Below are 21,873 nucleotides of genomic sequence, written 5' to 3'. Positions count from 1 at the left end.
TTTTGTTACGACCCCGCGCCGTTTTTGGCAAGTGGCTGACGATACAGATAAACCGGTATCCCGAGGCCCAAAATTGTCACCTCCGCGGTTTCCAGCGGACGTATGCCGGGCAACGCAAACGCGTTGGATATGACGCATGCTCCGGGCTTCAGTTCCTGCACGAATTTTTGCTCAAGCGCCTCCATCAGGCGCGGCGACAGGTAGCATAATACGAGATCATACGCGCCAAGATCGTCTTGCATGAAATCACGGTTCAGCACTGTTATGCTGCCGCGGTTACGCCGCGATAAAAACGCACGCATCTTTGAAACCAGAAAAGCGAACGGAAAAACCTCATAGCCGGTTATATCCGCATCTCTGTAATGCCGGGCAAAGCGCATAAGCAGCCCGCCCCAACCACAACCCAAGTCGGCAATGCGCAATGGCCGCGCGGCATTACCGTGTGCGACGGCCAGCGCAAGCATTTTTTTTGCAGCGGGCGACAATGTGGGAACAGCGCCTATCTTGGCCTTTTTTTCGTAATACAGGCCAAGACACAAAACTGTAACGAACAAGCAGGCAAAGGCTACATAAATATGGTCGATCATTTGCGGCCCGGGGGCAATTTACGGCGTTCCAACCATACCGGCATATCAGATAAGAACCGGTATCACTAACCCCCTGTTCCACAAGGATATTGCGGTTTCCGGCTCCAGCGCCTAGGATGCTTGGCGTTATAGAATCATCCCGCCCGGAATTATTCGCCAAGGTTCGCAATGCCAGCTCAGCAGCCAGCCAAAACCCCGCGCCCGCTTTCACCGCATCTTCAGGTTTACCGCCCGCAACTGACCTCGGGCATGTCGATTTTCCACCGCATGACGGGTGTCGGCCTGTTGCTCGGGCTGCCTGTGCTGGTCGCGTGGCTGTGGGCAGCCGCGTTCAGCGCCGAATGCTTCGCGCAGATCAGCGCCGCATTTTCCTCAAGCATCGGGCTTGCGCTGCTTTCGGGATGGGTGTGGGCGTTTTTCTATCATCTGTGTTCCGGCATACGCCATCTGTTCTGGGACGCCGGGCTCTTTCTTGAAATCAAGCAAGTCTATACGACCGGCTATCTCGCACTGATTGTGTCCGCCGCCCTTACGTTGCTCGCCTGGGCACCGCTTTGGGGGTTTGCGCCATGAAGAACAAGAACAGCATGCGCACCCCGCTGGCCCGCGTGCGCGGGATCGGTTCCGCCAAAAGCGGCGCAAGGGCATGGATGGCGATGCGCCTGAGCGCGCTCGCGCTCATTCCGCTTAGCCTCTGGTTTGCAGGCAGCCTTGTTTGGTGCGTACAAGCGGGCGACCGCGCTGCCGTGACCGAATGGCTGCACAACCCGGTCAGCGCCGGGCTTATGATCTTGCTGCTTGCCGCCGGGTTCCACCACGGCGCGGCGGGGATCAAGGAAGTGATCGAAGATTACGTGCATTGCGAAGTTACAAAAACCGCCAGTTTTGTCGCGATCAAGCTTGGCGCCGTGGCGCTGGCGCTTGCGGGCGTGCTGGCGGTGTTGAAAATTTTTCTGGGGGCCGGAGCGTAATTGATGCCGAAAGCATACGAATATATCGACCACACCTATGATGTCGTTGTCGTCGGCGCCGGCGGCGCGGGTTTGCGCGCGACCTTCGGCATGGCGCTCAAGGGTCTTAAAACCGCCTGCATCACCAAAGTATTCCCGACCCGCAGCCACACCGTGGCGGCGCAGGGCGGAATTTCGGCAGCCCTTGGCAATATGGGCGAGGATGACTGGCGCTGGCATATGTACGATACCGTGAAGGGCTCCGACTGGCTCGGCGACCAGGATGCAATTGAATATATGTGCCGCGAGGCCATTCCCGCCGTGATCGAACTTGAACATTACGGCGTGCCCTTCAGCCGCACCGAAGCGGGCAAGATCTACCAGCGCCCGTTCGGCGGCATGACTACGAAATTCGGCACCGGTCCCGCCGCGCACCGCACCTGCGCCGCCGCCGACCGCACCGGCCACGCCATTTTGCACACGCTCTATCAGCAATCGCTGAAGCACGATGCCGAATTCTTCATCGAATATTTCGCGCTCGATCTCATTATGGACGAAGAAGGCGCATGCCGCGGCGTTGTCGCCTGGAACCTTGATGACGGCACGATCCACCGTTTCCGCGCGCACACGGTCGTGCTCGCGACCGGCGGTTATGGCCGTACATACTTTTCATGCACGTCCGCCCACACCTGCACGGGCGACGGCAACGCCATGGTGTTGCGCGCCGGGTTGCCGCTGCAGGACATGGAATTCATCCAGTTCCACCCGACCGGCATTTACGGCGCCGGCTGCCTGATCACCGAAGGCGTGCGCGGCGAAGGCGGCTATGTCACCAATGCGAGCGGCGAGCGTTTCATGGAACGCTATGCGCCAAGCGCCAAGGACCTTGCCAGCCGCGACGTCGTCAGCCGCTCCATGACCATCGAAATCCGTGAAGGCCGGGGCTGCGGGAAGGAACAGGACCATATCCACCTGCATCTCGAACATCTCGATCCCGCCGTGATCCATCAGCGCTTGCCCGGCATCGCCGAAACCGCGCGCATCTTCGCGGGCGTGGATGTAACGAAGGAACCCATCCCCGTTCTGCCGACCGTGCATTACAACATGGGCGGTATCCCCACCAACCACCAGACCGAAGTGGTGCGCCCGGTAAAAGACAACCCGGACGCCGTTGTGCCGGGGCTGATGGCGATCGGCGAGGCCGCCTGCGTTTCGGTGCATGGCGCGAACCGGCTCGGCTCCAACTCGCTGCTCGATCTCGTGGTGTTCGGCCGCGCCGCCGCCAACCGCGCCGCCGACGTGATCAAGCCCGGACAGGGGCATAAGGAATTGCCCGCGGATGCCGGTGATTTTGCCATTGAGCGGCTCGACCGGCTGCGCAACGCCAAGGGCGATGTGCGCACCGCCGATCTGCGGCTCGAGATGCAGAAAACCATGCAGACCTATTGCCCCGTGTTCCGCACCGGCGATGCGCTGGAAGAAGGGCGCAAGAAAATACAGGGCGCGTGGGCCAAACGGGAGAAGCTTGGGGTCGGCGACCGCACGCTCGTATGGAATTCGGATCTCATGGAGACCATCGAGCTTGATAACCTTATGGCACAGGCCGTGACCGCGATCGATGCCGCCGCCAATCGCAAGGAAAGCCGCGGCGCGCACGCGCGCGAAGATTTCCCGGACCGCAACGACAAGGAATGGATGAAGCATACGGTCATATGGATCGACGAAAAGGGCAAAACGAAGATCGATTACCGCCCGGTACACATGAACACGCTGACGGACGAGGTGAAACCCATCCCGCCCAAAGCGCGCGTTTACTAAGGGGGCCGCCATGGTTGAATTCACATTGCCTAAAAATTCCAAGGTCAAGAAAGGCAAAAGCTACCCCGCGCCCGAAGGCGCGACGCGCACCAAGACCTTCAGCATCTACCGCTGGAGCCCCGACGACAGCGAAAACCCGCGCGTCGATGACTACACGATCGATCTCGATAAATGCGGGCCGATGGTGCTGGACGCGCTAATCCATATCAAAAACGATATCGACAGCACGCTGACCTTCCGCCGTTCCTGCCGCGAAGGCATTTGCGGCAGCTGCGCCATGAATGTGGACGGCACCAACACGCTTGCTTGCCTGAAACACATCGACGAAATCAGCGGCACCGCCAAGGTCTATCCGCTGCCGCATATGCCGGTTGTGAAAGACCTGGTGCCCGATCTGACGCAAATTTACGCGCAGTACGCTTCGATCAAGCCGTGGCTGCAAAGCCAGACCCCGCCGCCGCCGGACCGCGAGCGGCTGCAATCGCCCGAAGAACGCGCGAAGCTCGATGGCGCATATGAATGCATTCTGTGCTTCTGTTGTTCGACCAGCTGCCCGAGCTATTGGTGGAACAGCGACCGCTATCTCGGCCCCGCCGTGCTTTTGCAGGCCTATCGCTGGGTGATCGACACGCGCGACGAAATGGCGGGCGAGCGGCTTGACGAGCTTGAAGATCCGTTCCGGCTCTATCGCTGCCACACGATCATGAATTGCACCAACACCTGCCCCAAGGGGCTGAACCCCGCGAAGGCGATCGGGGAAATGAAGCAAATGATGGCGGAGCGGCAATCCTGAGATTATGCCCGGTTTTCTCCGCCACATTTCCGCCTGCAACAAGCATGATCTGAAGCCATACCGCCCCTTTATAGTGGCGGGCGCACAAGTCGGCTGGATGCGTGAAACGCTGGCAGACATGCTTGCATCAAGCGGACAAAATTTTACGGCTTCCGGCAACGGCATCGCGCTTTCGGAAAAGCTCGACAACTTCAAGGAACGCACTGCCGCGCTGGCCGAAGCCGCCGCGCTGATCGCCGCGCGCCAAACGCCGCCACCGCAAATGCGCGGCGAATATTACCCTGTAACAACCGCCTATGAAGCCGAGCCGCTCGCCGTGCTCGATCGCGCTGCCGTACCATGGTTCGGCACCCATAGCTGGGGCGTGCATGTGAACGGCTTCGTGCGCAAGCACGGTGCATTGCATATTTGGCTGGGCGAACGCGCCGCCGACAGGTTTGTGGCGCCCGGCAAGTTCGATAACATCATCGGCGGCGGGCAGCCCTTTGGCCTGACGACCGAGGAAAATTTGCGCAAGGAAGCGGCCGAAGAAGCCGGCATGAGCCCGGAAATGGCCGGCAAAGCCATTGCCGCAGGCGATATCAGCTATTTGTACGAACAGGCCGAGGGCCTGCGGCAAGACACGCTGTTTATCTATGACCTTGAATTGCCGGAAAGCTTCGTGCCGCAAAACCGTGACGGCGAAGTGGCCGCCTTCCATCTTTTGCCCGCGCCCGAAGTGATGGCAATTGTGCGCGATACCGATAAATTCAAATTCAACGTCAATCTGGTGCAAATAGATTTTCTGATGCGCCACGGCATCATCGCACGCGACGAACCGGAATATGAGGCACTTGCGATCGGACTAAACCGTCAGCCGCCAAAACCAGCCATGGCGCGCACTTCCGCCGCCGAATGACCGGCGGCACGCAACTGGCGCAGCGTAAGCGCGCCATCGCGTTTCGAAAGACGCTCCCCCTCCCGGTTTGAAAGCATCTTGTGATGGTCATAGGCCGGCGTTTCGTAGCCAAGAAGCGCCTGCAGCAAACGGTGGATATCGGTCGCGCGCAGCAAATCTTCCCCGCGCGTCACCAGCGTAACGCCCTGCAACGCGTCATCAACCGTAACGCTAAGGTGGTATGAGGTTGGCGTTTCCTTGCGCGCCAGCACGATATCGCCGAAATCCTGCGGCTGCGCGGTTACGGTATCGCGTTCGCGATCCTGCCAAACAAGCGGCCCGGTCATGGCGGCGGCCTTTTCCATATCGAGCCGGAAGCTGTGCCCGTCCCCGCTTTTGATGCGTATATCGGCTTCCGCTGCATCCATGCCGCGGCAAATGCCGGGATAGACGGCCCCGTCGGGCCCCCCACGGGATGGCAGGTGCGGCGCGTGGCCAGCGGCGGCAACTTCGGCCTCTATCTCCCTGCGGGTGCAAAAGCATGGATAGATAAGCCCCATGCCGCGCAGCCGGTTCAGCGCGGCTTCGTAATCCGCCATATGTTTCGATTGATTGCGCACCGGGTATTCCCATACCAGCCCGAGCCAGGCGAGATCTTCGAGCAGATCTTCGGTGTAGTTCGGGCGGCAACGGGTCGGGTCAATATCTTCAATGCGCAGCAAGAACTTTCCGCCCGCCTGCTGCGCCGCTTGCGCGGCATAGAGCGCCGAATAGGCGTGACCGAGATGCAGATGCCCCGTGGGGCTGGGTGCGAAACGGGTTACGGTTGTCATTCCGCCGCCGCTTCCTGCGCCTTTTTGCGCGGATACTTTTCATACAATTGCCGCGCGAGCGCCTGCTTCGGGTCGCGGCCAAGGGCCGCTTCGGCATCAAGCCGGGCATTGGTGCCGTTGCCGAGCTTGTCCCACACGCTGGCGCGCCACGCATAGGCGTCGGCCGAGGTTTTATCGAGCTTGATGGCCTGTTTCAGATCATCAAGCGCATCCCAGTAACGCTCGCCGTCCATCGCGGCGACGGCGCGATCGGTCCAGTTGACCGGATCGTCCGGCGCCTTTTCGATCGCGCTGGAAAATTGCGCTTCCGCTTTTTCGGCCATGCCCGCGCGCACCCACGCCCAGCCTGCGCGGTTAAAGATCGCGGCAGCCTTTGCCGCATCCTTCTCCCCCGCCGCCAGCGCGGCAAGGCGCGGCGCAGCTTCGGCAAAGTTGCCGCGATTGAATTCCGCCATCGCGAGGCAGGTGGACGCTTCGCGCCCGCCCTTGCCCTGTTTTTCCCACACAAGGGCGGCGGCATAGGCTTCGTCCGGCGCTTCTTCGCTGCGCTTCAGGCAATCCTGCAGCTGTTGCGACGGCGGCGCGGCAAGCGCCGGCGCCGTAAAGGCGGCGATAAGGCACAGCGCAGAAAGGCCATGTATATGCTTGAGCGCGGGTGTTTTCATGCCTAGAGTGGCTCCGTCATGGCACGCATTTTCATCTTCGGCCTTGGTTATACCGCACTGGCGCTGGCCGGTCAGCTAAGAAGTTACGGCTGGGATGTGGCCGGCACAACGCGGCGCGAAAGCAAGCTGCGCGACCTTGAGCGGCTCGGTATCGAAGGCTATCTGTTCGACCGCGGCCAGGGCATCAGGGCGCTGCCCGCCACGCTGGCGGGGGCGGATTACATCCTGCACAGCATCCCGCCCGACAGGTTCGGCGACCCGGTTTTCGATATCCATGATTGCGATATCGTCGGCCACGCGCCGCAAATGAAATGGTTCGGCTATCTTTCCAGCACCGGCATATATGGCGACCGGCAAGGCGGCTGGGTTGACGAGCAAACGCCCCCTGCGCCCGGCGGCGAAAACGGCCGCGCGCGGCTGGAAGCCGAAAACCGCTGGCGCGGGTTGCAGGAATACGGCGTGCCCGTGCACACATTCCGCATTGCCGGAATTTATGGGCCCGGCCGCAACGCACTTGAAAACCTGCAACGCGGCACGGCCACGCGCATCGACAAACCGGGACATATCTTCAACCGCATCCATGTTGAAGATATCGTGCAGGTGTTGTGCGCTTCGATGAACCGGCCCGAGCCGGGCGCGATCTATAACCTCGCCGACGACCAGCCCGCGCCGGGGCATGAGATGGTGGCATACGCCGCCGAACTTCTGGGCATGGAGCCGCCGCCGCTGGTGCCGCTGGCGGAAGCCGAGGCCGCCATGTCCCCCATGGCGCGCGGGTTTTACGCCGAAAGCCGGAAGGTGCGGAACGACCGCATCAAACAGGCGTTGCACATAAAGCTGAAATACCCTACCTACCGTGAAGGACTGCAGGCACTGGCACCGGAGAAAAGCGCATGACACAACCGACCGGCCCGGCATGGGACTACCTGCGTTGGTTCCACGAAACCAACGTATGGAAGCACATGAGCTATCGCGGCGTGCGCACGCTGAAATACCCGCCGGACATGTGGAATTACCAGGAAATCATCTGCGAACATAAAATCGAATGGATTGTGGAAACCGGCACGCGCCACGGCGGCTCGGCGCTGTTTTTTGCCGATCTGTTCACCAATCTCGGCCGCAAGGGAAAGGTTTTCACCATTGACCCGATGGCCGAATGGCAGCTCGATCATACCGCCGTGCCAAACCTCGTATGGCTCAAGGCCGACAGCGGCGCGACCGACGTGGCCGCCAGCGTTTACCGCCAGATCCCCGAGCCGCGCGGGCCGCTTTTCCTGATCCTCGATGCCGACCACAGCGCGCAGCATGTGGCGCGCGAGCTTGCGGCGCACGTTCCGTTCCTGCGCAGCGGCGATTACCTGATCGTGGAAGATACCATCGTCAACGGCCACCTTGTGCGGCCCGAACACGGCCCCGGCCCGATGGAGGCGATCGACGCTTATGTAAAGCAAAACCCCGGGCGGCTGGTTTACGACCAAGCGCGCGCCGAAAAATTCGGCTCCAGCGTCGCGATGAAGGGATATTACCGGGTGGCGTAGACGCGTTAAACCGGTCTTAGCAGCAATGCCGTGATTTCAGCGTTTTCGTGCAACAGGCCTTCTTGTGCATGGCCTGATAACTCGGAACGCATTGTTTCAACAAACTCTTCACATTTTTCGCCAAGCGCGGAGGGCGCACACCAAGAATAGGACAGGCACCGGTTTACGATTTCCTCGACCGTTGCATGCCGTCGCACGGTACGGCTTATGTCGGTCATGCGCCAATCATTCCTGCTTGCCAGAAGCTCTTTATGCGGCAGCCAGTCTTGCGGTTTGTCCCAACCAATTTCCCCGACATAACGTTTCATAACATCACGCGTTGCGCTTTGCCACGGCTCGGAATCCTGATCATAAGATGCATCGCTGAGAATGGCGACAGCGCCGCCGGGCAAAGTCATATCGTACATGACATCGAGAAGGCGATTGCGATCCATCCAGTGAAATGAACGCCCAAACACCGCCAGGTTAAACGATGGCAGATTGGCGGGCAAATCCTTGTCCGACAGGCGGTGAATGACGATCTTGCCCTCACCCGCCGCAGCATCTTTTTCAAGTTCGGCTAACATGGGAACGGAAGGCTCGACCGCATGCACAACGCGGAAATGGCGGGAAAGCGGGATAGTAAGCGACCCCGTGCCGGCACCGATATCCCAGCAAATACCTTCATTCCGTGACGTATTCACGACACGCGCCAGCTCGGCAATCAGATCTTCAGGCCATGCCGGACGATACTTGTAATAGAAAGCAGCTTCGGCAAAGCGGTCCATGAAAGCCTCTTATTTATTATCGTCCATGCGCAGCGCGGCGATGAAGGCGGATTGCGGGATTTCGACCTGCCCGAACTGCTTCATGCGCTTCTTGCCTTCTTTCTGCTTGTCCAGCAATTTGCGCTTGCGCGAAACGTCGCCGCCGTAGCATTTCGCCGTCACGTCCTTGCGGATCGCGGAAACGTCTTCGCGCGCGATGATCTTGTCGCCGATCGCGGCCTGAATCGCGATTTTGAACAATTGCCGCGGTATCAATGTTTTCAGCCGTTCGCACAGCTGGCGCCCGCGCTTTTCCGCCGTGCCGCGATGCACGACCGAGGAAAGCGCATCCACCGCCTCGCCGTTCACAAGAATACCCATCTTCACAAGATCGCCTTCGCGGTATTCGTCGATCACATAATCGAAACTGGCATAGCCCCGGCTGATGGATTTCAGCCGGTCGTAGAAATCGAATACCACTTCATTAAGCGGCAAGCGATACACAAGCATTGCACGGCTACCGACATATGTCAGATCAATTTGCTCGCCGCGGCGATCGTTGCAGAGCGCAAGAATGCTGCCGAGATGTTCATCGGGCGTGAATACCGTGGCTTTGATCCAGGGTTCCTCGATACGGTCAATCTTCACGGGGTCCGGCATATCGGCAGGGTTGTGTAATTGCAGCAAATCCCCGTTCGTAAGATGCATATGATAAATGACCGAAGGCGCGGTGGTAATGAGATCGAGGTTGAATTCGCGCTCAAGCCGCTCCTGGATAATTTCGAGATGCAGCAACCCGAGGAATCCGCAGCGGAACCCGTAACCCAGCGCGGCCGAGGTTTCCGCCTCGTATTGAAAACTGGCGTCGTTCAGCGCGAGCTTACCGAGCGATTCACGCAAATGCTCGAACTGCGATGAATCGGTCGGGAACAGACCGCAGAACACGACGGGGACAGAAGGCTTAAAGCCGGCCAGCGGCTTATCAGCCGGGCGGCGGTCTTCCGTGATGGTGTCGCCCACCTTGGTATCGGCAATTTGCTTGATACCGGCGGTAATGAAGCCGACTTCGCCGGGTCCAAGTTCGTCCACCTCAAGCTTCTTGGGCGCAAAGACGCCGACGCGGTCGATTTCCCGCGCCGCCCCCGTGGCCATGAAGCGGGCCTTCAGCCCTTTTTTCAAAACACCATCGATCACGCGCACCAGCACGACGACCCCGAGATAGCTGTCATACCAGCTATCGACCAGCAGCGCCTTGAGCGGCGTGGCCGGATCGCCCTTGGGCGGCGGCAGCCGGGTAACAATGGCTTCGAGCACTTCATCGATACCCTGCCCGGTTTTGGCCGAGATCGGCACGGCATCGGATGCATCAATACCGATCACATCCTCAATCTGGCTTTTCACGCGCTCCGGCTCCGCCGCGGGCAGATCGATCTTGTTCAGAACCGGCACGATTTCATGGTGGTTATCGAGCGCCTGATAGACGTTCGCCAGCGTTTGCGCCTCAACGCCCTGCGAGGCATCGACCACAAGGATGGAACCTTCGCAAGCCGCGAGGCTGCGGCTGACTTCGTAGGCGAAATCGACATGGCCCGGCGTGTCCATCAGATTGAGCTGATAGAGCTCGCCATCTTTTGCTTTGTAGCCGAGACGGACAGTTTGCGCCTTGATGGTGATGCCGCGCTCGCGCTCGATATCCATGCTATCGAGGATCTGTTCGCGCATCTCGCGCGTTTCCAAGCCGCCGCAACGCTCGATCAGCCGGTCGGCCAGCGTGGATTTGCCATGATCGATATGGGCGATGATGGCGAAGTTGCGGATGCGTTCTTTGGGAAACATGGATACTAGATAAGCTTTTCCAGCATCTTAAGCAATGCCGCGCCCATCGCCTGCGTGCCGACGGGCTTTGTACCGGGAGCAGCGATATCGCCGGTGCGCACGCCTTCATCCAACAGCTTTTTGACCGCGCCTTCAAGCAAATCGGCCTCGCTGCCCAGATCGAACGAATAACGCAACATCATGCCGAAGCTGAGAATCGTGGCCAGCGGGTTGGCCTTATCCTGCCCCGCGATATCGGGCGCGGAACCGTGCACCGGCTCGTACATGGCGAGGCGCTTGCCGTTCGCATGCGCTGCGCCGAGCGAGGCGGAAGGCAGCATGCCGAGCGAACCCGTAAGCATCGCGGCTTCGTCCGACAAAATATCGCCGAACAGATTATCGGTGACGATCACATCGAACTGGCGCGGATTGCGCAAAAGCTGCATCGCCGCGTTATCGGCGTACATATGCGTCAATTCCACATCCTTATATTCGGCCGCATGCAGCGCCGTAACGTCTTCGCGCCACAAGCGGCCCGATTCCATCACATTGCCCTTTTCGCACGAACAGACGCGGTTGCCGCGCTTGCGCGCCAGTTCGAACGCCACGCGCGCGACGCGGTGGATTTCCGGGGTTGTATAAACTTGTGTATTCACGCCGCGGCGGTTGCCGCTGCCAAGATCGGTGATGCCGCGCGGTTCGCCGAAATAAACGCCGCCCGTCAATTCGCGCACGATCATGATATCAAGCCCGCGCACGATTTCCGGCTTCAGGGTCGAGGCATCGAGCAACGCATCGAACACCAGCGCGGGACGCAGGTTGGCGAACAAATCCAGCTCCTTGCGCAAGCGCAGCAGGCCGGCTTCGGGCCGGATTTTGTAATCGACCTTGTCCCATTTCGGGCCGCCTACGGCGCCCAGCAGCACGGCATCAGCCGCTTTCGCTTCGGCCAGCGCAGCATCCGTCACCGGCTCGCCATGCGCATCGATCGAAGCGCCGCCGACGGGACGTTCGGAAATTTCAAACTTCAACCCGCGTTTTGCGCCAAACCATTCGATAACCTTACGGGTCACACCCATGGCTTCGGGGCCGATCCCGTCACCGGGAAGAAGAAGGATTTTCTTCGCGCTCATGCTTTTCGCTACCTCAGGACGCTTTCTTGTTCCAGAACCAGGGGCGTTCCTGCCGCTGCCGGTTTTCAAAGGATTCAATCTCGCTTACGTGCTTTTCCGTCAGGCCGATATCGTCAAGCCCCCTTAGCAGGCAATCGCGGCGGAAGGCATCCACCTCGAACTTGATGCAGCCGCCATCGGGGCCGCGGATTTCCAGCTTTTCCAGATCGATCGTCACGGCCGCATTGGCGCCGCGCGAAGCATCGTCCATCAGCTTGTCGATATCCGCCTGCGGCAGCACGATCGGCAAAATACCGTTCTTGAAGCAGTTATTGTAGAAAATATCGGCGAAAGACGGCGCGATCACGCAGCGGATGCCGAAATCGAGCAAAGCCCACGGCGCATGTTCGCGGCTTGAACCGCACCCGAAATTCGCGCCCGCCACCAATATCTCGGCCTTGCGGTAGGCAGGCTTGTTGAGCACGAAATCCGGCACTTCCTTGCCGTCCGGCGTGAAGCGCATGTCGTTGAACAGAAACTTGCCCAACCCCGTGCGCTTGATGGTTTTCAGGAATTGCTTGGGGATGATCATGTCGGTATCGACATTCATCAGCGCCATCGGCGCGGCAACCCCGGTCAATACGGTGAAAGGTTTCATCAGTTCAGGTACCCGTCTTTTTTCTTGCGGTCTTCGTCGTCGATATCGTTGCGGATCGCGAGCACGGCCGCGATAACGCCCGCAACGATGATGCAGGTAAGCAGGAATTTACCGAACACTTCGCGCGAGAAAATATCGAACCAGATATCGAGGATGCCGAGCGCACCCGCCACCACGATAACGCCCATCAGGGCACGCATAAGGGTTGAACGGTTCATGACTTGGCCTCCCTATTTATCGCGTTCAAGGATCGTCAGGAACGCTTCGCGCTTGAAGAACAGCAATTCGCGGCGGCTTTCGCGCTCCATCGTGATAACGCGCCAGCCCTGTTCGGCGTTTTCGTTCAGAAATTGCGTGTAGCGTTCGGGGTTCACCTTGGCGCCGCCAAGCAGGATCGAACCAAGCAGCGGTTCGCGGTAGATGATGACCTTATATTCCTTCATGACGCCTCCTTGCCAAATTCGCGGATGTCGGTCAGCCGGCCGGTTACGGCGGCGGCGGCGGCCATCGCCGGGCTCATCAAATGGGTGCGCCCGCCGCGGCCTTGCCGGCCTTCAAAATTGCGGTTCGAGGTGGAGGCGCAGCGTTCTTCCGGGCTCAACCGGTCTTCGTTCATCGCAAGGCACATCGAGCAGCCCGGCTCGCGCCAATCAAACCCGGCTTCGATGAATATCCTGTGCAGGCCTTCTTCTTCCGCCTGCTGCTTCACCAGCCCGGAGCCGGGCACGATCATTGCATAAACATTTTCGGCCACCTTACGCCCCTCGGCCAGCTTGGCGACCGCGCGCAAATCCTCAATCCGGCCGTTGGTACAGGAACCGATGAAAACCTTATCCACCTTCACATCAGCCAGCTTCATGCCGGGCTTCAACCCCATATAGGCAAGCGCGCGTTCCATCGCCGCCTTTTTGCCGGGGTCGGACGCGCTTGCCGGATCCGGCACCGAAGCGGTGACGGGCAGCACGTCTTCGGGCGAAGTGCCCCACGTGACTTGCGGCGCGATATCGCCCGCCGCCAGCGTTATATCCTTGTCATAGCGGGCGCCACTGTCGGAAGGCAGCGTCTTCCACCACGCCACGGCATCGTCCCACGCCTTGCCCTGCGGCGCGCGGTCGCGGCCCTTCAGATAGGCGAAAGTGGTTTCGTCGGGCGCGATCAGGCCCGCGCGGGCGCCGCCTTCGATCGACATGTTGCACACGGTCATGCGGCCTTCCATAGAAAGCGCCTGCACCGCTTTGCCGCAATATTCGATAACGTGACCGGTGCCGCCCGCCGTGCCGATTTTGCCGATGATCGCGAGGATCATGTCTTTCGATGTGATACCGAGTGGCAAATCGCCATCGACCAGCACGCGCATGTTCTTGGCCGGACGCATCAGGAGTGTTTGTGTCGCCAGCACATGTTCGACTTCCGAAGTACCGATGCCGAATGCAAGCGCGCCAAACGCGCCGTGGGTGGAGGTATGGCTGTCGCCGCATACGATGGTGGCCCCCGGCAGCGTGAAGCCCTGTTCCGGCCCCACCACATGCACGATGCCCTGCCGCGCGTCGCTCATGGCATAATATTCGATGCCGAAATCGCGCACATTCTGTTCGAGCGTTTCGACCTGCACGCGCGAATCCTTTTCGCGGATGCCCTGCAGCCGGTCATGGCTGGTGGGCACGTTATGGTCGGCCACCGCAAGCGTGGCATCCGGACGGCGCACGCGGCGCTTCGCGAGCCGCAGGCCTTCGAAGGCCTGCGGGCTCGTGACTTCGTGCACCAGATGCCGGTCGATATACAGCACGCAGGTGCCGTCTTCCTGCCGGGTGACGATGTGGCTGTCCCAGATCTTGTCGAACAGGGTACGCGGATTGGTCATCGACTGCTCCGCGCTCAGGCGCTCTTGGCTTCTTCCTTGGCCTCGGCGGCTTCGGGTGCACCCTCTGCCTTGGCCTTCTTGGCCTTGGGTTCAACGACCTGCTCGGTCGCCACTGCGGCGGCCGCGAGCGCTTCCTGGTTGTCGGAACGCTCGGCGATACGGGCGGACTTGCCCTGACGGCCGCGCAGGTAATAAAGCTTCGAGCCGCGAACATCGCCGGTGCGCACCAGCTCGACCGAATCCACGCGCGGGCTGTAGAGCGGGAACACGCGTTCCACACCTTCGCCGTGCGAGATTTTACGGACAGTGAAAGACGAGTTCAGCCCCGCGTTCTTACGGGCGATGCATACGCCTTCATAGGCCTGAATACGTTCACGCGTACCTTCAACCACCTTGACGTTCACGCGCACGGTATCGCCGGGCCCGAAATCGGCCAGACGGGCCTTTTCCTGAAGCTTCGCCATCTGACGGGCTTCGATCTTCTGCAGCAAGTTCATGATACTTTCTCCTTTGTTAAACCAGTTGATAAACCTGTTATGACCTTTTGACCAGCCGCACGCTGCCATAAATCGGGGCGGCGTTCGCGGGTGATGCGTTCGGCTTCGGCCCTGCGCCAGGCCTGAACTTTCTCGTGATGCCCGGAAATCAGCACTTCCGGCACCGCGCGGCCTTCCCAGACGGCCGGGCGGGTGTAATGCGGATATTCAAGCAACCCTGCGGCGAAGCTTTCCTCTTTCACCGCTTCTTCGTTACCAAGCACGCCCGGCAGCAACCGCGTGCACGCCTCAATCAGCGCCATGGCGGCCAACTCGCCGCCCGCAAGGACAAAATCCCCGAGGCTGACTTCTTCAAGGCCGCCGGCTTCAATCGCGCGTTCATCGATGCCTTCGTAGCGCCCGCACATCAGCAATACGGAACCGGCACCCGCCAGGTCCTGCACCAGCGCCTGATCGATCTTCCTGCCGCGCGGCGAAAGATAAATGCGGCGCGAGGCCCCGCCGAAACGTTCGGTTGCCAACGCCAGCGCGGCCGCGGCCACATCGGGCCGCATCACCATGCCTGCGCCGCCGCCATAGGGCGTATCATCGACCGTGCGATGCTTGTCTTGCGCCGCGTCGCGCACATCCATCACGTTCAGCGCCCATATGTCCTGCGCCAGCGCCTTGCCGGGCAAACTTTGCCCAAGCGGCCCCGGAAACATTTCCGGGAACAGGGTCAGCACATCGAAACGCAGCCTTGCGGTCATGGCCTGTCCTCCTGCGGCTGCGTTGCACGCTTGCCGGAAGATTTGCCCGCCTGCTTGCGGGCGGGCTTTTCGGCCCCATCGAGCCAACCCTTGGGCACATCGACCACCATGCGCGCCGCCGCCACATCCACTTCGGGCACAACGGCATCGGTGAAGGGCAGCATGATGCTTGCGCTGCCCGCACGCTCGATCTCCAGCACCGGTCCGGCGCCAAAATCGTGCAACGCGCTTACCTTGCCGATCTTGCGACCGCCAGCCGTAACCGCAGCCATGCCGATCAGATCGGCATGGTAATATTCGCGCTTGCCGGGTTTCGGCAAACGCGCGCGGCTGGCGAACAGCCGCACGCCCTTGAGCGCTTCAGCTGCGTTGCGGTTATCGACACCCGAAAGCGTTGCGATGATCTGGCCGCCCGGGGCACTGCCCTTGACGGCAAGCGTGAAGGTACGCACGCCTTCCGCATCGCAAAGCGGGCCATAGGCGGCAACCGAGCGGGGCTTTTCCGTAAACGCGCGCACGCGCACCTGACCGCGCACGCCGTGCGCGCCGGTGATTTGTGCGATGCAGATTTTACGGTCCGTCGCCATGGCTGCCTTTCCCGCTTCCGCCTCAGGCCTGCTTTTCTTCAGCCGGAGCTTCTGCAGGCGCCTCAACCGGCACTTCTTCGGCGACCGGCGCTGCTTCAGCGGCGGGTTCGGCGGCGGCTTCAGCCGGAGCCTCTGCCGGCGCTTCGGCGGCCTTCTTGGCGTCTTCCGCAGCCTGCTTGGCGGCTTCGGCGGCGGCCAGCTTGGCTTCTTCCTCGGCCTTCATGCGCTCTTGCGCCTTGGCCTTGGGCGCCGATTTCTGCGGCGTTTCGTTCCAGGTCGGCTTCGGGCCCAGTTCCTTCAGATGAAGGAAACGGCCGACGCGATCGGACGGCTGCGCGCCCTGCGACAACCAATGCTTCGCACGTTCCGCATTCAGCGTCAGACGCTGCGGGTTGTCGTTGGTCAGCATCGGGTTGTAGGTGCCGATCTTTTCAATGTAACGGCCATCGCGCGGAAAACGGCTGTCGGCCACGACGATGTGATAGAACGGGCGCTTCTTCGTTCCGCGCCTTGACATACGCATTACCAGCATACTCGGTACTCCTTCTTCAGTTAGACTTGTGAGTTGATTGTGACAACATACCCGGCAAATTCTTGCCGAGATTTCCTAAAAGACCCTTCTTGTTCATCTTGCCGACCTTGCGCATCATGTCGCGCATCGACAGATACTGTTTCACGAGCCGGTTGACGTCGGCGACATCAACCCCGGCTCCGTTCGCGATCCGGCGGCGGCGCGAACCGTTTAAAAGCCCGACATCGCGGCGCTCCGCCCTCGTCATCGACAAAATAATCGCTTCCTGCCGCTTGACCATCTTGTCGTCGATATTGGCGCCCGCAATCTGTTCCTTCAGCTTGCCCACGCCGGGCAGCATGCCCATCAGGCCGCCGATCCCGCCCATGCGCTGCATCTGACGGAACTGGTCCGCCAAATCTTCGAAATCGAACTGGCCTTTTTGCATTCTCTCGACTGTCTTGGCCGCGCTTTCCTGATCGATCGAAGCGGCCGCTTTCTCAACCAGCGTCACAACATCGCCCATGCCCAGAATACGGCCCGCGAGCCGGTCGGGGTGAAACACTTCGAGCGCGCCGGTCTTTTCGCCGGTGCCGAAGAACTTGATCGGCTGTTGCGTCACCGCGCGCATGGAAAGCGCGGCGCCGCCGCGCGTATCGCCATCGATCCGCGTCAGCACAATGCCGGTAACGCCGATCTGTTCGTGGAAATTGCGCGCCGTGTTCACGGCGTCCTGCCCCGTCATCGCATCGACGACCAAAAGCTTTTCCGAAGGCTGCGCCAGCTTGCTCACTGCGGCGGCTTCGGCCATCAACGCGGCATCGATCGAAAGCCTGCCGGCGGTATCGAGCACGAGAACATCATAACCTTCCAGCCGCGCAACTTCGAGCGCGCGCTTCGTGATCTTTTCCGGGTTTTCGCCCGCCACGACAGGCAGGATGCCGGCGCCTATTTGGCCGGCCAGCACCGCAAGCTGTTCCTGCGCCGCGGGGCGCTGCGTATCGAGCGAAGCGAGCAAAACCTTTTTCTTGTCTTCTTCCTTCAAGCGCCGCGCCAGCTTGGCCGAAGTGGTTGTTTTGCCCGAACCCTGCAGACCGAGCATGAGGATCACGGCAGGCGGGTTGACATTGAGATCGAGCGGCACGCTTTCGCGGCCCAGAAGATCGACAATGCCGTCATGGACGATCTTGACCACCTGCTGGCCCGGCGTAACCGAGCGCAGGACGGCTTCGCCAACCGCCTTTGCCCTTATGCCATCGATGAAATCCTTGGCGACCGGCAGCGCGACATCGGCTTCGAGCAGCGCGATACGCACATCGCGCAGCGCTTCGTTCACGTCATCTTCGGAAAGATGGCCGCGACCGGTGAGGCGGTCGAAAATGCCGTTCAGTCTGTTACCAAGCGTCTCGAACATAGGGCTCCAAAAACCAGCACAAAGCAGGTGCAGGCCAGTGCCCGCAACGCGGGGACTGGCCGAGATCGCTGCCAAGGCAGCAACCCTTAAACCACAAGTGGTTAGGGATGGCGGTTTTGTAGCGGTTTAAGGCCCCGAACGTCAACCGAAAGCTCGCCCGAAATAGGGCAATAAAATCAGGTGGATGCGGCTACAAATCCTTAATGCGCCGAAAAAACCCTTAACCCTTGCTTTCCGGGGCGCTTTTGCCTTACAAAGCCCCCTCGGCAATCAAGCTTATATACCGGCAGGAAGACATGAAAACGCAAGGCCATCCCGATTACCACGAAATCACCGTCATCATGACAGACGGTTCGGAATTCAAGACCCGCAGCACCTGGGGCAAGGCGGGCGACACGATGCGCCTTGATGTTGACCCCAAGACGCACCCGGCATGGACCGGCCAGCATCGCATGCTGGACCGCGGCGGCCAGCTCGCGAAGTTCAACAAGCGCTTTTCCGGCCTTGGCAAGAAGGGCGAAGACGCCCCCGCACAGGCGACCGGCACCGAAGGCGCAGACGCGCCGAAGATCAAGCTGACCACCGGCCCGGCGAAAAAGAAGTAAGGCAACCGGCTGTAGCCGGATATTATTGCTGTCATTTTATTAGGTAGGAAATTTCTTTAGCCGTACGATCGGGCGAACGCCTGTGTCGCACGGGAGGCCGATATGGATTTCAATACGCCTCACGCATTGCTGAAAAGCTATGCCACGACTGCATATGGCATCACACAGGCCACCACGGCGCTTACTGTGAATGGCCTTGCCGTTTACGGCATTTATTCCCTGGCGAGCCTTGTATTGCCACACGTTGCCGCTATCATTTTGGCCGGCGCAGCGGCAAGCGGCATATTATTCAAATCAGCGCGAATCATGCGCTATATGTGGGACGTAAGCCGCAACATGACGTTAATGGGATACCAACCGCTCGACCGAGCGTTCCAATACAAGTTCATGCAGCACAAACAGCTTTTCGGAAAACACGGCCATATCAGCAACGGCCTTAGGGACGGATTGCTGTATTCATCCGCTCTTCAGTCAGCAATGTATCTGATGGCACTTATCCCGCGCTAGGCCAGGTACAGCTTCGGCTGCGCCGTACCCAGAACCTCTTCCGGCGTTTCGCCGTTTTCGATCCTTCTCCGCACCATCGTATCAAGGCGCTGAACGCGCATGTAAAGCTGATGGCTGCGTTCCAGAAGGCTGCGCAGGCCCGTGGGCAGATCCGCCATTTCGGGGCCCGAAGGGTCCGTGCATTCCTCGCCGCCGCCGAGCGCGAACTGGGGCGAAACGAACTGGTCGCGCGTAATCTCGCCCTGCAACAGCGCCTTGATCGCAAGCAGCCATGTCATGGACTGGATCAGGCGGGCGGAAACGCGGGTATGCTGGTAGCCGACATGCAAACAGCCGGGAAGATCGATCGTGCGGCGATCGGCCTGTTCGTGATAGGCGATGTAGTTGCGCGCCTCGACGGTCAGCGCCACGCCTTCTTCAAAGGTTTTGTCGATCAGGCTTTCATGGCGCGGCATCGCGGTAATCCTTGTTATTATTGGCCCGGCACGCGAATCCGCGGCGGCTTCACTACCCACCTTCGCAGCCAATGATTAAAATTATGTATAAATCACTGGCGTTTTCGCATGTTGCCTAAGCCCTTGCGGCAGGCTAATTTGCGTCTCTGCGTTAAGGGTTTGTTTACCATAACGGGCGGATTTGCGGGGCCCTTCCCCGCTCCGTTGGGGCGTAGCCAAGCGGTAAGGCAGCGGATTTTGATTCCGCCATTCGGAGGTTCGATCCCTCCCGCCCCAACCAAAACACTTTGATCGAACCTCCGCATTGTTTATGTTGCGCGCGGTGCGCGCCGGGGCTCGATCTTTCCCGCCCCAACCACATCATCTGCGCGGCAGGTACGGATTTTTTGAGGATATCCCTTGGCTTCCAATCTTTTACTAAGCGTACAGGATGCGCAAATCGCATTCGGCAAGAAAGTTCTGTTCGACGGGCTTTCGTTCAATATCCATGACGGCAATAAAATCTGCCTTGTAGGCCGCAACGGCGCGGGCAAATCCACGCTCATGAACATTATTACCGGCAAGTGCGAGATGGACGGCGGCACACGCTGGCTGCTGCCCGGCATCAAGATCGGATATTTGCAGCAGGAAGTGCACCCGCAGCCGGGGCAGACGGTGCACGATTACGTGTTTTCCGGCATAGAAGCGCCGAAGCCCGAAGATGCCGAAATGCATGCCGCGATGCAGACCTATAAGGTCGATTACGTCGTCACGCCGCTCGAGCTTGATGCCAACGCCCATATGGACAAGCTTTCAGGCGGGCAGCTGCGCCGGGCCGCGCTCGCGCGCGCGCTGGTCGAAGACCCGGATATTCTTTTGCTTGACGAGCCCACCAACCATCTCGATCTTGATGTGATCGAATGGCTGGAAGGTTATCTGAAAAGCTATCGCGGCGCCGTGGTTTGCGTCAGCCACGACCGCGCGTTCCTGAACGGCATTTCCGACAAGGTGTTCTGGCTCGATCGCGGCAAGCTCAGGGTTTGCCCGCGCGGCTTCGAGCATTTCGAGGAATGGGCCACCATGTTGATCGAACAGGAGCAGCGCGAGCTGCAGAACCGCCAGAAAATCCTCGATCGCGAGGTGGAATGGGCCAACCGCGGCGTCAGCGGCAGGCGCAAACGCAACGTGCGCCGCGTCGATCTGATGCGGGAGGAGCGCAAGCGGCTGAAATCCGACAAAAACGCGCTCGCGCGCATGCTTGCGAAAATCGAATGGACGCCTATCGTCAACGACCCCACCACGCAGGTGGTGGCGGAAATGTACCGGGTCGGAAAATCCTTCCCGCCCGCCAGCGGCGAAAAACCGAAAACCATCCTTGATGGCTTCAGCCTGCGCGTGATGCGCGGCGACCGTATCGGCATCGTCGGCAAGAACGGTTCCGGGAAAACCACCTTTTTACAGCTTCTGGTGGGCGAGCTGGCGCCGGACCGCGGCAAGGTGAAGCGTTCGCGCGAGGTCGTGGTTTCCTATTTCGATCAGAAACGAAAGGACCTGAACCCGCAACATTCGCTATGGCGCACGCTATGCCCCACGGGCGGCGATTACGTGGATGTGATGGGCAAGCAACGTCATGTTTGCGGCTATCTCAAGGATTTTCTGTTCGATCCCCAGCTCGCGACCAATGCGGTGGAAACACTTTCGGGCGGGCAGAAAAACCGGCTTATGCTGGCCAAGATCATGGCCAACCCCGGCGGGCTGCTTATCCTCGATGAACCCACCAACGATCTCGATATGGATACGCTTGATATGCTCGAAGACATGCTGGCGGGCTATACCGGCACGCTTTTCGTCGTCAGCCATGATCGCGATTTCCTCGAACAGACCGTCACGAAACTCCTGGTGTTTGAAGGTGACGGCAAGATCGAAGCCTGCGTCGGCGATTACAAGGATTACCTCGCCAGCAGGAACAAGGCGGCCGCGAAACCGGCACCGGTAGCCGCGAAGCCCGCCCCGGTTGTTATAAAACCGCAACCCGTGGAGGCGCCGAAGGAAACCGCGCCAGCCAAGGAACCGCAGCGCATGTCATACAAACTGGTGCACGAGCTGGAAAAGCTTCCCGCAAAAATCGAGGCGCTGGAAAAGGAAATAGCGGATTGCGAAGCGTTGCTGCACGATCCGACTTTTTATGAAAAGGAGCCGGACACGTTCCACGAAACAGTCAAGCGGCTGGAAGAAGCGAAACAAAGGTTCGACCGTGCCGAGCGCCGCTGGCTTGAGCTTGAAGATATGCGCACAGGCGCGGCGCAGGCGAATTGA

General features: G+C 59.9%; 26 protein-coding genes and 1 tRNA gene. 11 read left to right on the top strand and 16 right to left on the bottom strand.

All coding sequences use genetic code 11. The features are described 5' to 3' along the window. Positions 1-5: 5 nt before the first annotated feature. Complete coding sequence (locus GC131_03165) at positions 6-587, bottom strand: methyltransferase (GenBank protein ID MBI1273068.1); 582 nt, start codon at positions 585-587, stop codon at positions 6-8. Between the two features lie 168 nt (positions 588-755). Here GC131_03165 and sdhC point away from each other — a divergent pair, with 168 nt between their 5' ends. From sdhC to GC131_03140, 5 genes are read left to right on the top strand one after another with little or no spacing between them, the layout of a single operon-like run. Continuing rightward, positions 756-1,160: a succinate dehydrogenase, cytochrome b556 subunit gene (sdhC, locus tag GC131_03160; GenBank protein ID MBI1273067.1), complete on the top strand. Its 405-nt coding sequence runs from the start codon at positions 756-758 to the stop codon at positions 1,158-1,160. Continuing rightward, positions 1,157-1,558 (top strand): succinate dehydrogenase, hydrophobic membrane anchor protein, encoded by a 402-nt coding sequence (gene sdhD, locus GC131_03155; protein ID MBI1273066.1) that lies wholly within the window; start codon positions 1,157-1,159, stop codon positions 1,556-1,558. Before sdhC ends, sdhD begins: the two co-directional genes overlap by 4 nt. A 3-nt stretch (positions 1,559-1,561) precedes the next feature. Next, positions 1,562-3,355 (top strand): succinate dehydrogenase flavoprotein subunit, encoded by a 1,794-nt coding sequence (locus GC131_03150; protein MBI1273065.1) that lies wholly within the window; start codon positions 1,562-1,564, stop codon positions 3,353-3,355. 10 nt (positions 3,356-3,365) lie between these two features. Then, positions 3,366-4,148 carry a succinate dehydrogenase iron-sulfur subunit gene (sdhB, locus tag GC131_03145; GenBank protein ID MBI1273064.1) on the top strand — a complete coding sequence of 261 codons (783 nt, stop codon included), beginning with the start codon at positions 3,366-3,368 and terminating at the stop codon, positions 4,146-4,148. A 4-nt stretch (positions 4,149-4,152) separates the two neighbouring features. Continuing rightward, positions 4,153-5,046 (top strand): DUF4743 domain-containing protein, encoded by an 894-nt coding sequence (locus tag GC131_03140; GenBank protein MBI1273063.1) that lies wholly within the window; start codon positions 4,153-4,155, stop codon positions 5,044-5,046. On the opposite strand, the gene GC131_03135 is transcribed toward GC131_03140, so the two are convergent. Then, positions 5,001-5,858 carry a tRNA glutamyl-Q(34) synthetase GluQRS gene (locus tag GC131_03135; GenBank protein ID MBI1273062.1) on the bottom strand — a complete coding sequence of 286 codons (858 nt, stop codon included), beginning with the start codon at positions 5,856-5,858 and terminating at the stop codon, positions 5,001-5,003. The two genes, GC131_03140 and GC131_03135, sit on opposite strands and share 46 nt — an antisense overlap. Next, positions 5,855-6,523 carry a hypothetical protein gene (locus tag GC131_03130; protein ID MBI1273061.1) on the bottom strand — a complete coding sequence of 223 codons (669 nt, stop codon included), beginning with the start codon at positions 6,521-6,523 and terminating at the stop codon, positions 5,855-5,857. Before GC131_03130 ends, GC131_03135 begins: the two co-directional genes overlap by 4 nt. Positions 6,524-6,541: 18 nt before the next feature. On the opposite strand from GC131_03130, the gene GC131_03125 reads away from it, so the two are divergent. Then, positions 6,542-7,420: an SDR family NAD(P)-dependent oxidoreductase gene (locus GC131_03125; GenBank protein MBI1273060.1), complete on the top strand. Its 879-nt coding sequence runs from the start codon at positions 6,542-6,544 to the stop codon at positions 7,418-7,420. Beyond that, the gene (locus tag GC131_03120) at positions 7,417-8,061 is read left to right on the top strand and encodes a rhamnosyl O-methyltransferase (GenBank protein MBI1273059.1); all 645 of its coding nucleotides are present in this window, start codon (positions 7,417-7,419) and stop codon (positions 8,059-8,061) included. The genes GC131_03125 and GC131_03120 overlap by 4 nt, the downstream gene beginning before the upstream one ends. A gap of 5 nt (positions 8,062-8,066) precedes the next feature. Here GC131_03120 and GC131_03115 read toward each other — a convergent pair whose 3' ends face one another. The 12 genes from GC131_03115 to GC131_03060 are packed head-to-tail and all read right to left on the bottom strand — an operon-like array spanning position 8,067 to position 18,011. Continuing rightward, positions 8,067-8,828: a methyltransferase domain-containing protein gene (locus tag GC131_03115; protein ID MBI1273058.1), complete on the bottom strand. Its 762-nt coding sequence runs from the start codon at positions 8,826-8,828 to the stop codon at positions 8,067-8,069. Between the two features lie 9 nt (positions 8,829-8,837). After that, positions 8,838-10,643: an elongation factor 4 gene (lepA, locus tag GC131_03110; GenBank protein MBI1273057.1), complete on the bottom strand. Its 1,806-nt coding sequence runs from the start codon at positions 10,641-10,643 to the stop codon at positions 8,838-8,840. A gap of 5 nt (positions 10,644-10,648) precedes the next feature. Next, entirely contained in the window at positions 10,649-11,755 is a 1,107-nt protein-coding gene (leuB, locus tag GC131_03105; GenBank protein ID MBI1273056.1) for a 3-isopropylmalate dehydrogenase, read from the bottom strand. A gap of 13 nt (positions 11,756-11,768) precedes the next feature. After that, positions 11,769-12,392, bottom strand: coding sequence for a 3-isopropylmalate dehydratase small subunit (leuD, locus tag GC131_03100; GenBank protein ID MBI1273055.1), 624 nt, complete (start codon positions 12,390-12,392; stop codon positions 11,769-11,771). Further along, positions 12,392-12,610 (bottom strand): hypothetical protein, encoded by a 219-nt coding sequence (locus GC131_03095; protein ID MBI1273054.1) that lies wholly within the window; start codon positions 12,608-12,610, stop codon positions 12,392-12,394. Before GC131_03095 ends, leuD begins: the two co-directional genes overlap by 1 nt. 12 nt (positions 12,611-12,622) lie before the next feature. After that, the gene (locus GC131_03090) at positions 12,623-12,835 is read right to left on the bottom strand and encodes a DUF4177 domain-containing protein (protein MBI1273053.1); all 213 of its coding nucleotides are present in this window, start codon (positions 12,833-12,835) and stop codon (positions 12,623-12,625) included. Further along, the gene (gene leuC / locus GC131_03085) at positions 12,832-14,253 is read right to left on the bottom strand and encodes a 3-isopropylmalate dehydratase large subunit (protein ID MBI1273052.1); all 1,422 of its coding nucleotides are present in this window, start codon (positions 14,251-14,253) and stop codon (positions 12,832-12,834) included. Before leuC ends, GC131_03090 begins: the two co-directional genes overlap by 4 nt. A 14-nt stretch (positions 14,254-14,267) precedes the next feature. Next, complete coding sequence (locus GC131_03080) at positions 14,268-14,750, bottom strand: 50S ribosomal protein L19 (GenBank protein ID MBI1273051.1); 483 nt, start codon at positions 14,748-14,750, stop codon at positions 14,268-14,270. Continuing rightward, positions 14,747-15,499, bottom strand: a complete 753-nt coding sequence (gene trmD / locus GC131_03075) for a tRNA (guanosine(37)-N1)-methyltransferase TrmD (GenBank protein ID MBI1273050.1) — start codon at positions 15,497-15,499, stop codon at positions 14,747-14,749. The genes GC131_03080 and trmD overlap by 4 nt, the downstream gene beginning before the upstream one ends. Continuing rightward, positions 15,496-16,086: a 16S rRNA processing protein RimM gene (rimM, locus tag GC131_03070; protein MBI1273049.1), complete on the bottom strand. Its 591-nt coding sequence runs from the start codon at positions 16,084-16,086 to the stop codon at positions 15,496-15,498. The genes trmD and rimM overlap by 4 nt, the downstream gene beginning before the upstream one ends. Positions 16,087-16,108: 22 nt before the next feature. After that, entirely contained in the window at positions 16,109-16,618 is a 510-nt protein-coding gene (rpsP, locus tag GC131_03065; protein MBI1273048.1) for a 30S ribosomal protein S16, read from the bottom strand. A gap of 16 nt (positions 16,619-16,634) precedes the next feature. Beyond that, positions 16,635-18,011, bottom strand: coding sequence for a signal recognition particle protein (locus GC131_03060; GenBank protein MBI1273047.1), 1,377 nt, complete (start codon positions 18,009-18,011; stop codon positions 16,635-16,637). Between the two features lie 296 nt (positions 18,012-18,307). On the opposite strand from GC131_03060, the gene GC131_03055 reads away from it, so the two are divergent. Together GC131_03055 and GC131_03050 are read left to right on the top strand one after the other, a co-directional pair. Then, positions 18,308-18,616, top strand: coding sequence for a 50S ribosomal protein L31 (locus GC131_03055; GenBank protein ID MBI1273046.1), 309 nt, complete (start codon positions 18,308-18,310; stop codon positions 18,614-18,616). A 102-nt stretch (positions 18,617-18,718) separates the two neighbouring features. Continuing rightward, positions 18,719-19,123: a hypothetical protein gene (locus GC131_03050; protein MBI1273045.1), complete on the top strand. Its 405-nt coding sequence runs from the start codon at positions 18,719-18,721 to the stop codon at positions 19,121-19,123. Here the strand turns inward: GC131_03050 and GC131_03045 are convergent. Then, positions 19,120-19,578 (bottom strand): DUF1465 family protein, encoded by a 459-nt coding sequence (locus GC131_03045; protein MBI1273044.1) that lies wholly within the window; start codon positions 19,576-19,578, stop codon positions 19,120-19,122. The two genes, GC131_03050 and GC131_03045, sit on opposite strands and share 4 nt — an antisense overlap. A gap of 205 nt (positions 19,579-19,783) precedes the next feature. Between GC131_03045 and GC131_03040 the strand changes: the two genes are divergently transcribed. Further along, positions 19,784-19,858: transfer RNA gene (locus tag GC131_03040), tRNA-Gln, on the top strand. Positions 19,859-19,977: 119 nt separating this feature from the next. After that, entirely contained in the window at positions 19,978-21,873 is a 1,896-nt protein-coding gene (locus tag GC131_03035) for an ATP-binding cassette domain-containing protein (GenBank protein ID MBI1273043.1), read from the top strand.

The organism is Alphaproteobacteria bacterium (assembly GCA_016124955.1).
Taxonomy (GTDB): domain Bacteria; phylum Pseudomonadota; class Alphaproteobacteria; order UBA9219; family RFNS01; genus RI-461.
This window is presented reverse-complemented; position numbering and strand designations above follow the sequence as displayed.

Coding starts and splice junctions, on each gene's coding strand:
- GC131_03165 (MBI1273068.1), bottom strand. CDS start 587: ATGATCGACCATATTTATGTAGCCTTTGCCTGCTTGTTCGTTACAGTT.
- sdhC (MBI1273067.1), top strand. CDS start 756: ATGCCAGCTCAGCAGCCAGCCAAAACCCCGCGCCCGCTTTCACCGCAT.
- sdhD (MBI1273066.1), top strand. CDS start 1,157: ATGAAGAACAAGAACAGCATGCGCACCCCGCTGGCCCGCGTGCGCGGG.
- GC131_03150 (MBI1273065.1), top strand. CDS start 1,562: ATGCCGAAAGCATACGAATATATCGACCACACCTATGATGTCGTTGTC.
- sdhB (MBI1273064.1), top strand. CDS start 3,366: ATGGTTGAATTCACATTGCCTAAAAATTCCAAGGTCAAGAAAGGCAAA.
- GC131_03140 (MBI1273063.1), top strand. CDS start 4,153: ATGCCCGGTTTTCTCCGCCACATTTCCGCCTGCAACAAGCATGATCTG.
- GC131_03135 (MBI1273062.1), bottom strand. CDS start 5,858: ATGACAACCGTAACCCGTTTCGCACCCAGCCCCACGGGGCATCTGCAT.
- GC131_03130 (MBI1273061.1), bottom strand. CDS start 6,523: ATGAAAACACCCGCGCTCAAGCATATACATGGCCTTTCTGCGCTGTGC.
- GC131_03125 (MBI1273060.1), top strand. CDS start 6,542: ATGGCACGCATTTTCATCTTCGGCCTTGGTTATACCGCACTGGCGCTG.
- GC131_03120 (MBI1273059.1), top strand. CDS start 7,417: ATGACACAACCGACCGGCCCGGCATGGGACTACCTGCGTTGGTTCCAC.
- GC131_03115 (MBI1273058.1), bottom strand. CDS start 8,828: ATGGACCGCTTTGCCGAAGCTGCTTTCTATTACAAGTATCGTCCGGCA.
- lepA (MBI1273057.1), bottom strand. CDS start 10,643: ATGTTTCCCAAAGAACGCATCCGCAACTTCGCCATCATCGCCCATATC.
- leuB (MBI1273056.1), bottom strand. CDS start 11,755: ATGAGCGCGAAGAAAATCCTTCTTCTTCCCGGTGACGGGATCGGCCCC.
- leuD (MBI1273055.1), bottom strand. CDS start 12,392: ATGAAACCTTTCACCGTATTGACCGGGGTTGCCGCGCCGATGGCGCTG.
- GC131_03095 (MBI1273054.1), bottom strand. CDS start 12,610: ATGAACCGTTCAACCCTTATGCGTGCCCTGATGGGCGTTATCGTGGTG.
- GC131_03090 (MBI1273053.1), bottom strand. CDS start 12,835: ATGAAGGAATATAAGGTCATCATCTACCGCGAACCGCTGCTTGGTTCG.
- leuC (MBI1273052.1), bottom strand. CDS start 14,253: ATGACCAATCCGCGTACCCTGTTCGACAAGATCTGGGACAGCCACATC.
- GC131_03080 (MBI1273051.1), bottom strand. CDS start 14,750: ATGAACTTGCTGCAGAAGATCGAAGCCCGTCAGATGGCGAAGCTTCAG.
- trmD (MBI1273050.1), bottom strand. CDS start 15,499: ATGACCGCAAGGCTGCGTTTCGATGTGCTGACCCTGTTCCCGGAAATG.
- rimM (MBI1273049.1), bottom strand. CDS start 16,086: ATGGCGACGGACCGTAAAATCTGCATCGCACAAATCACCGGCGCGCAC.
- rpsP (MBI1273048.1), bottom strand. CDS start 16,618: ATGCTGGTAATGCGTATGTCAAGGCGCGGAACGAAGAAGCGCCCGTTC.
- GC131_03060 (MBI1273047.1), bottom strand. CDS start 18,011: ATGTTCGAGACGCTTGGTAACAGACTGAACGGCATTTTCGACCGCCTC.
- GC131_03055 (MBI1273046.1), top strand. CDS start 18,308: ATGAAAACGCAAGGCCATCCCGATTACCACGAAATCACCGTCATCATG.
- GC131_03050 (MBI1273045.1), top strand. CDS start 18,719: ATGGATTTCAATACGCCTCACGCATTGCTGAAAAGCTATGCCACGACT.
- GC131_03045 (MBI1273044.1), bottom strand. CDS start 19,578: ATGCCGCGCCATGAAAGCCTGATCGACAAAACCTTTGAAGAAGGCGTG.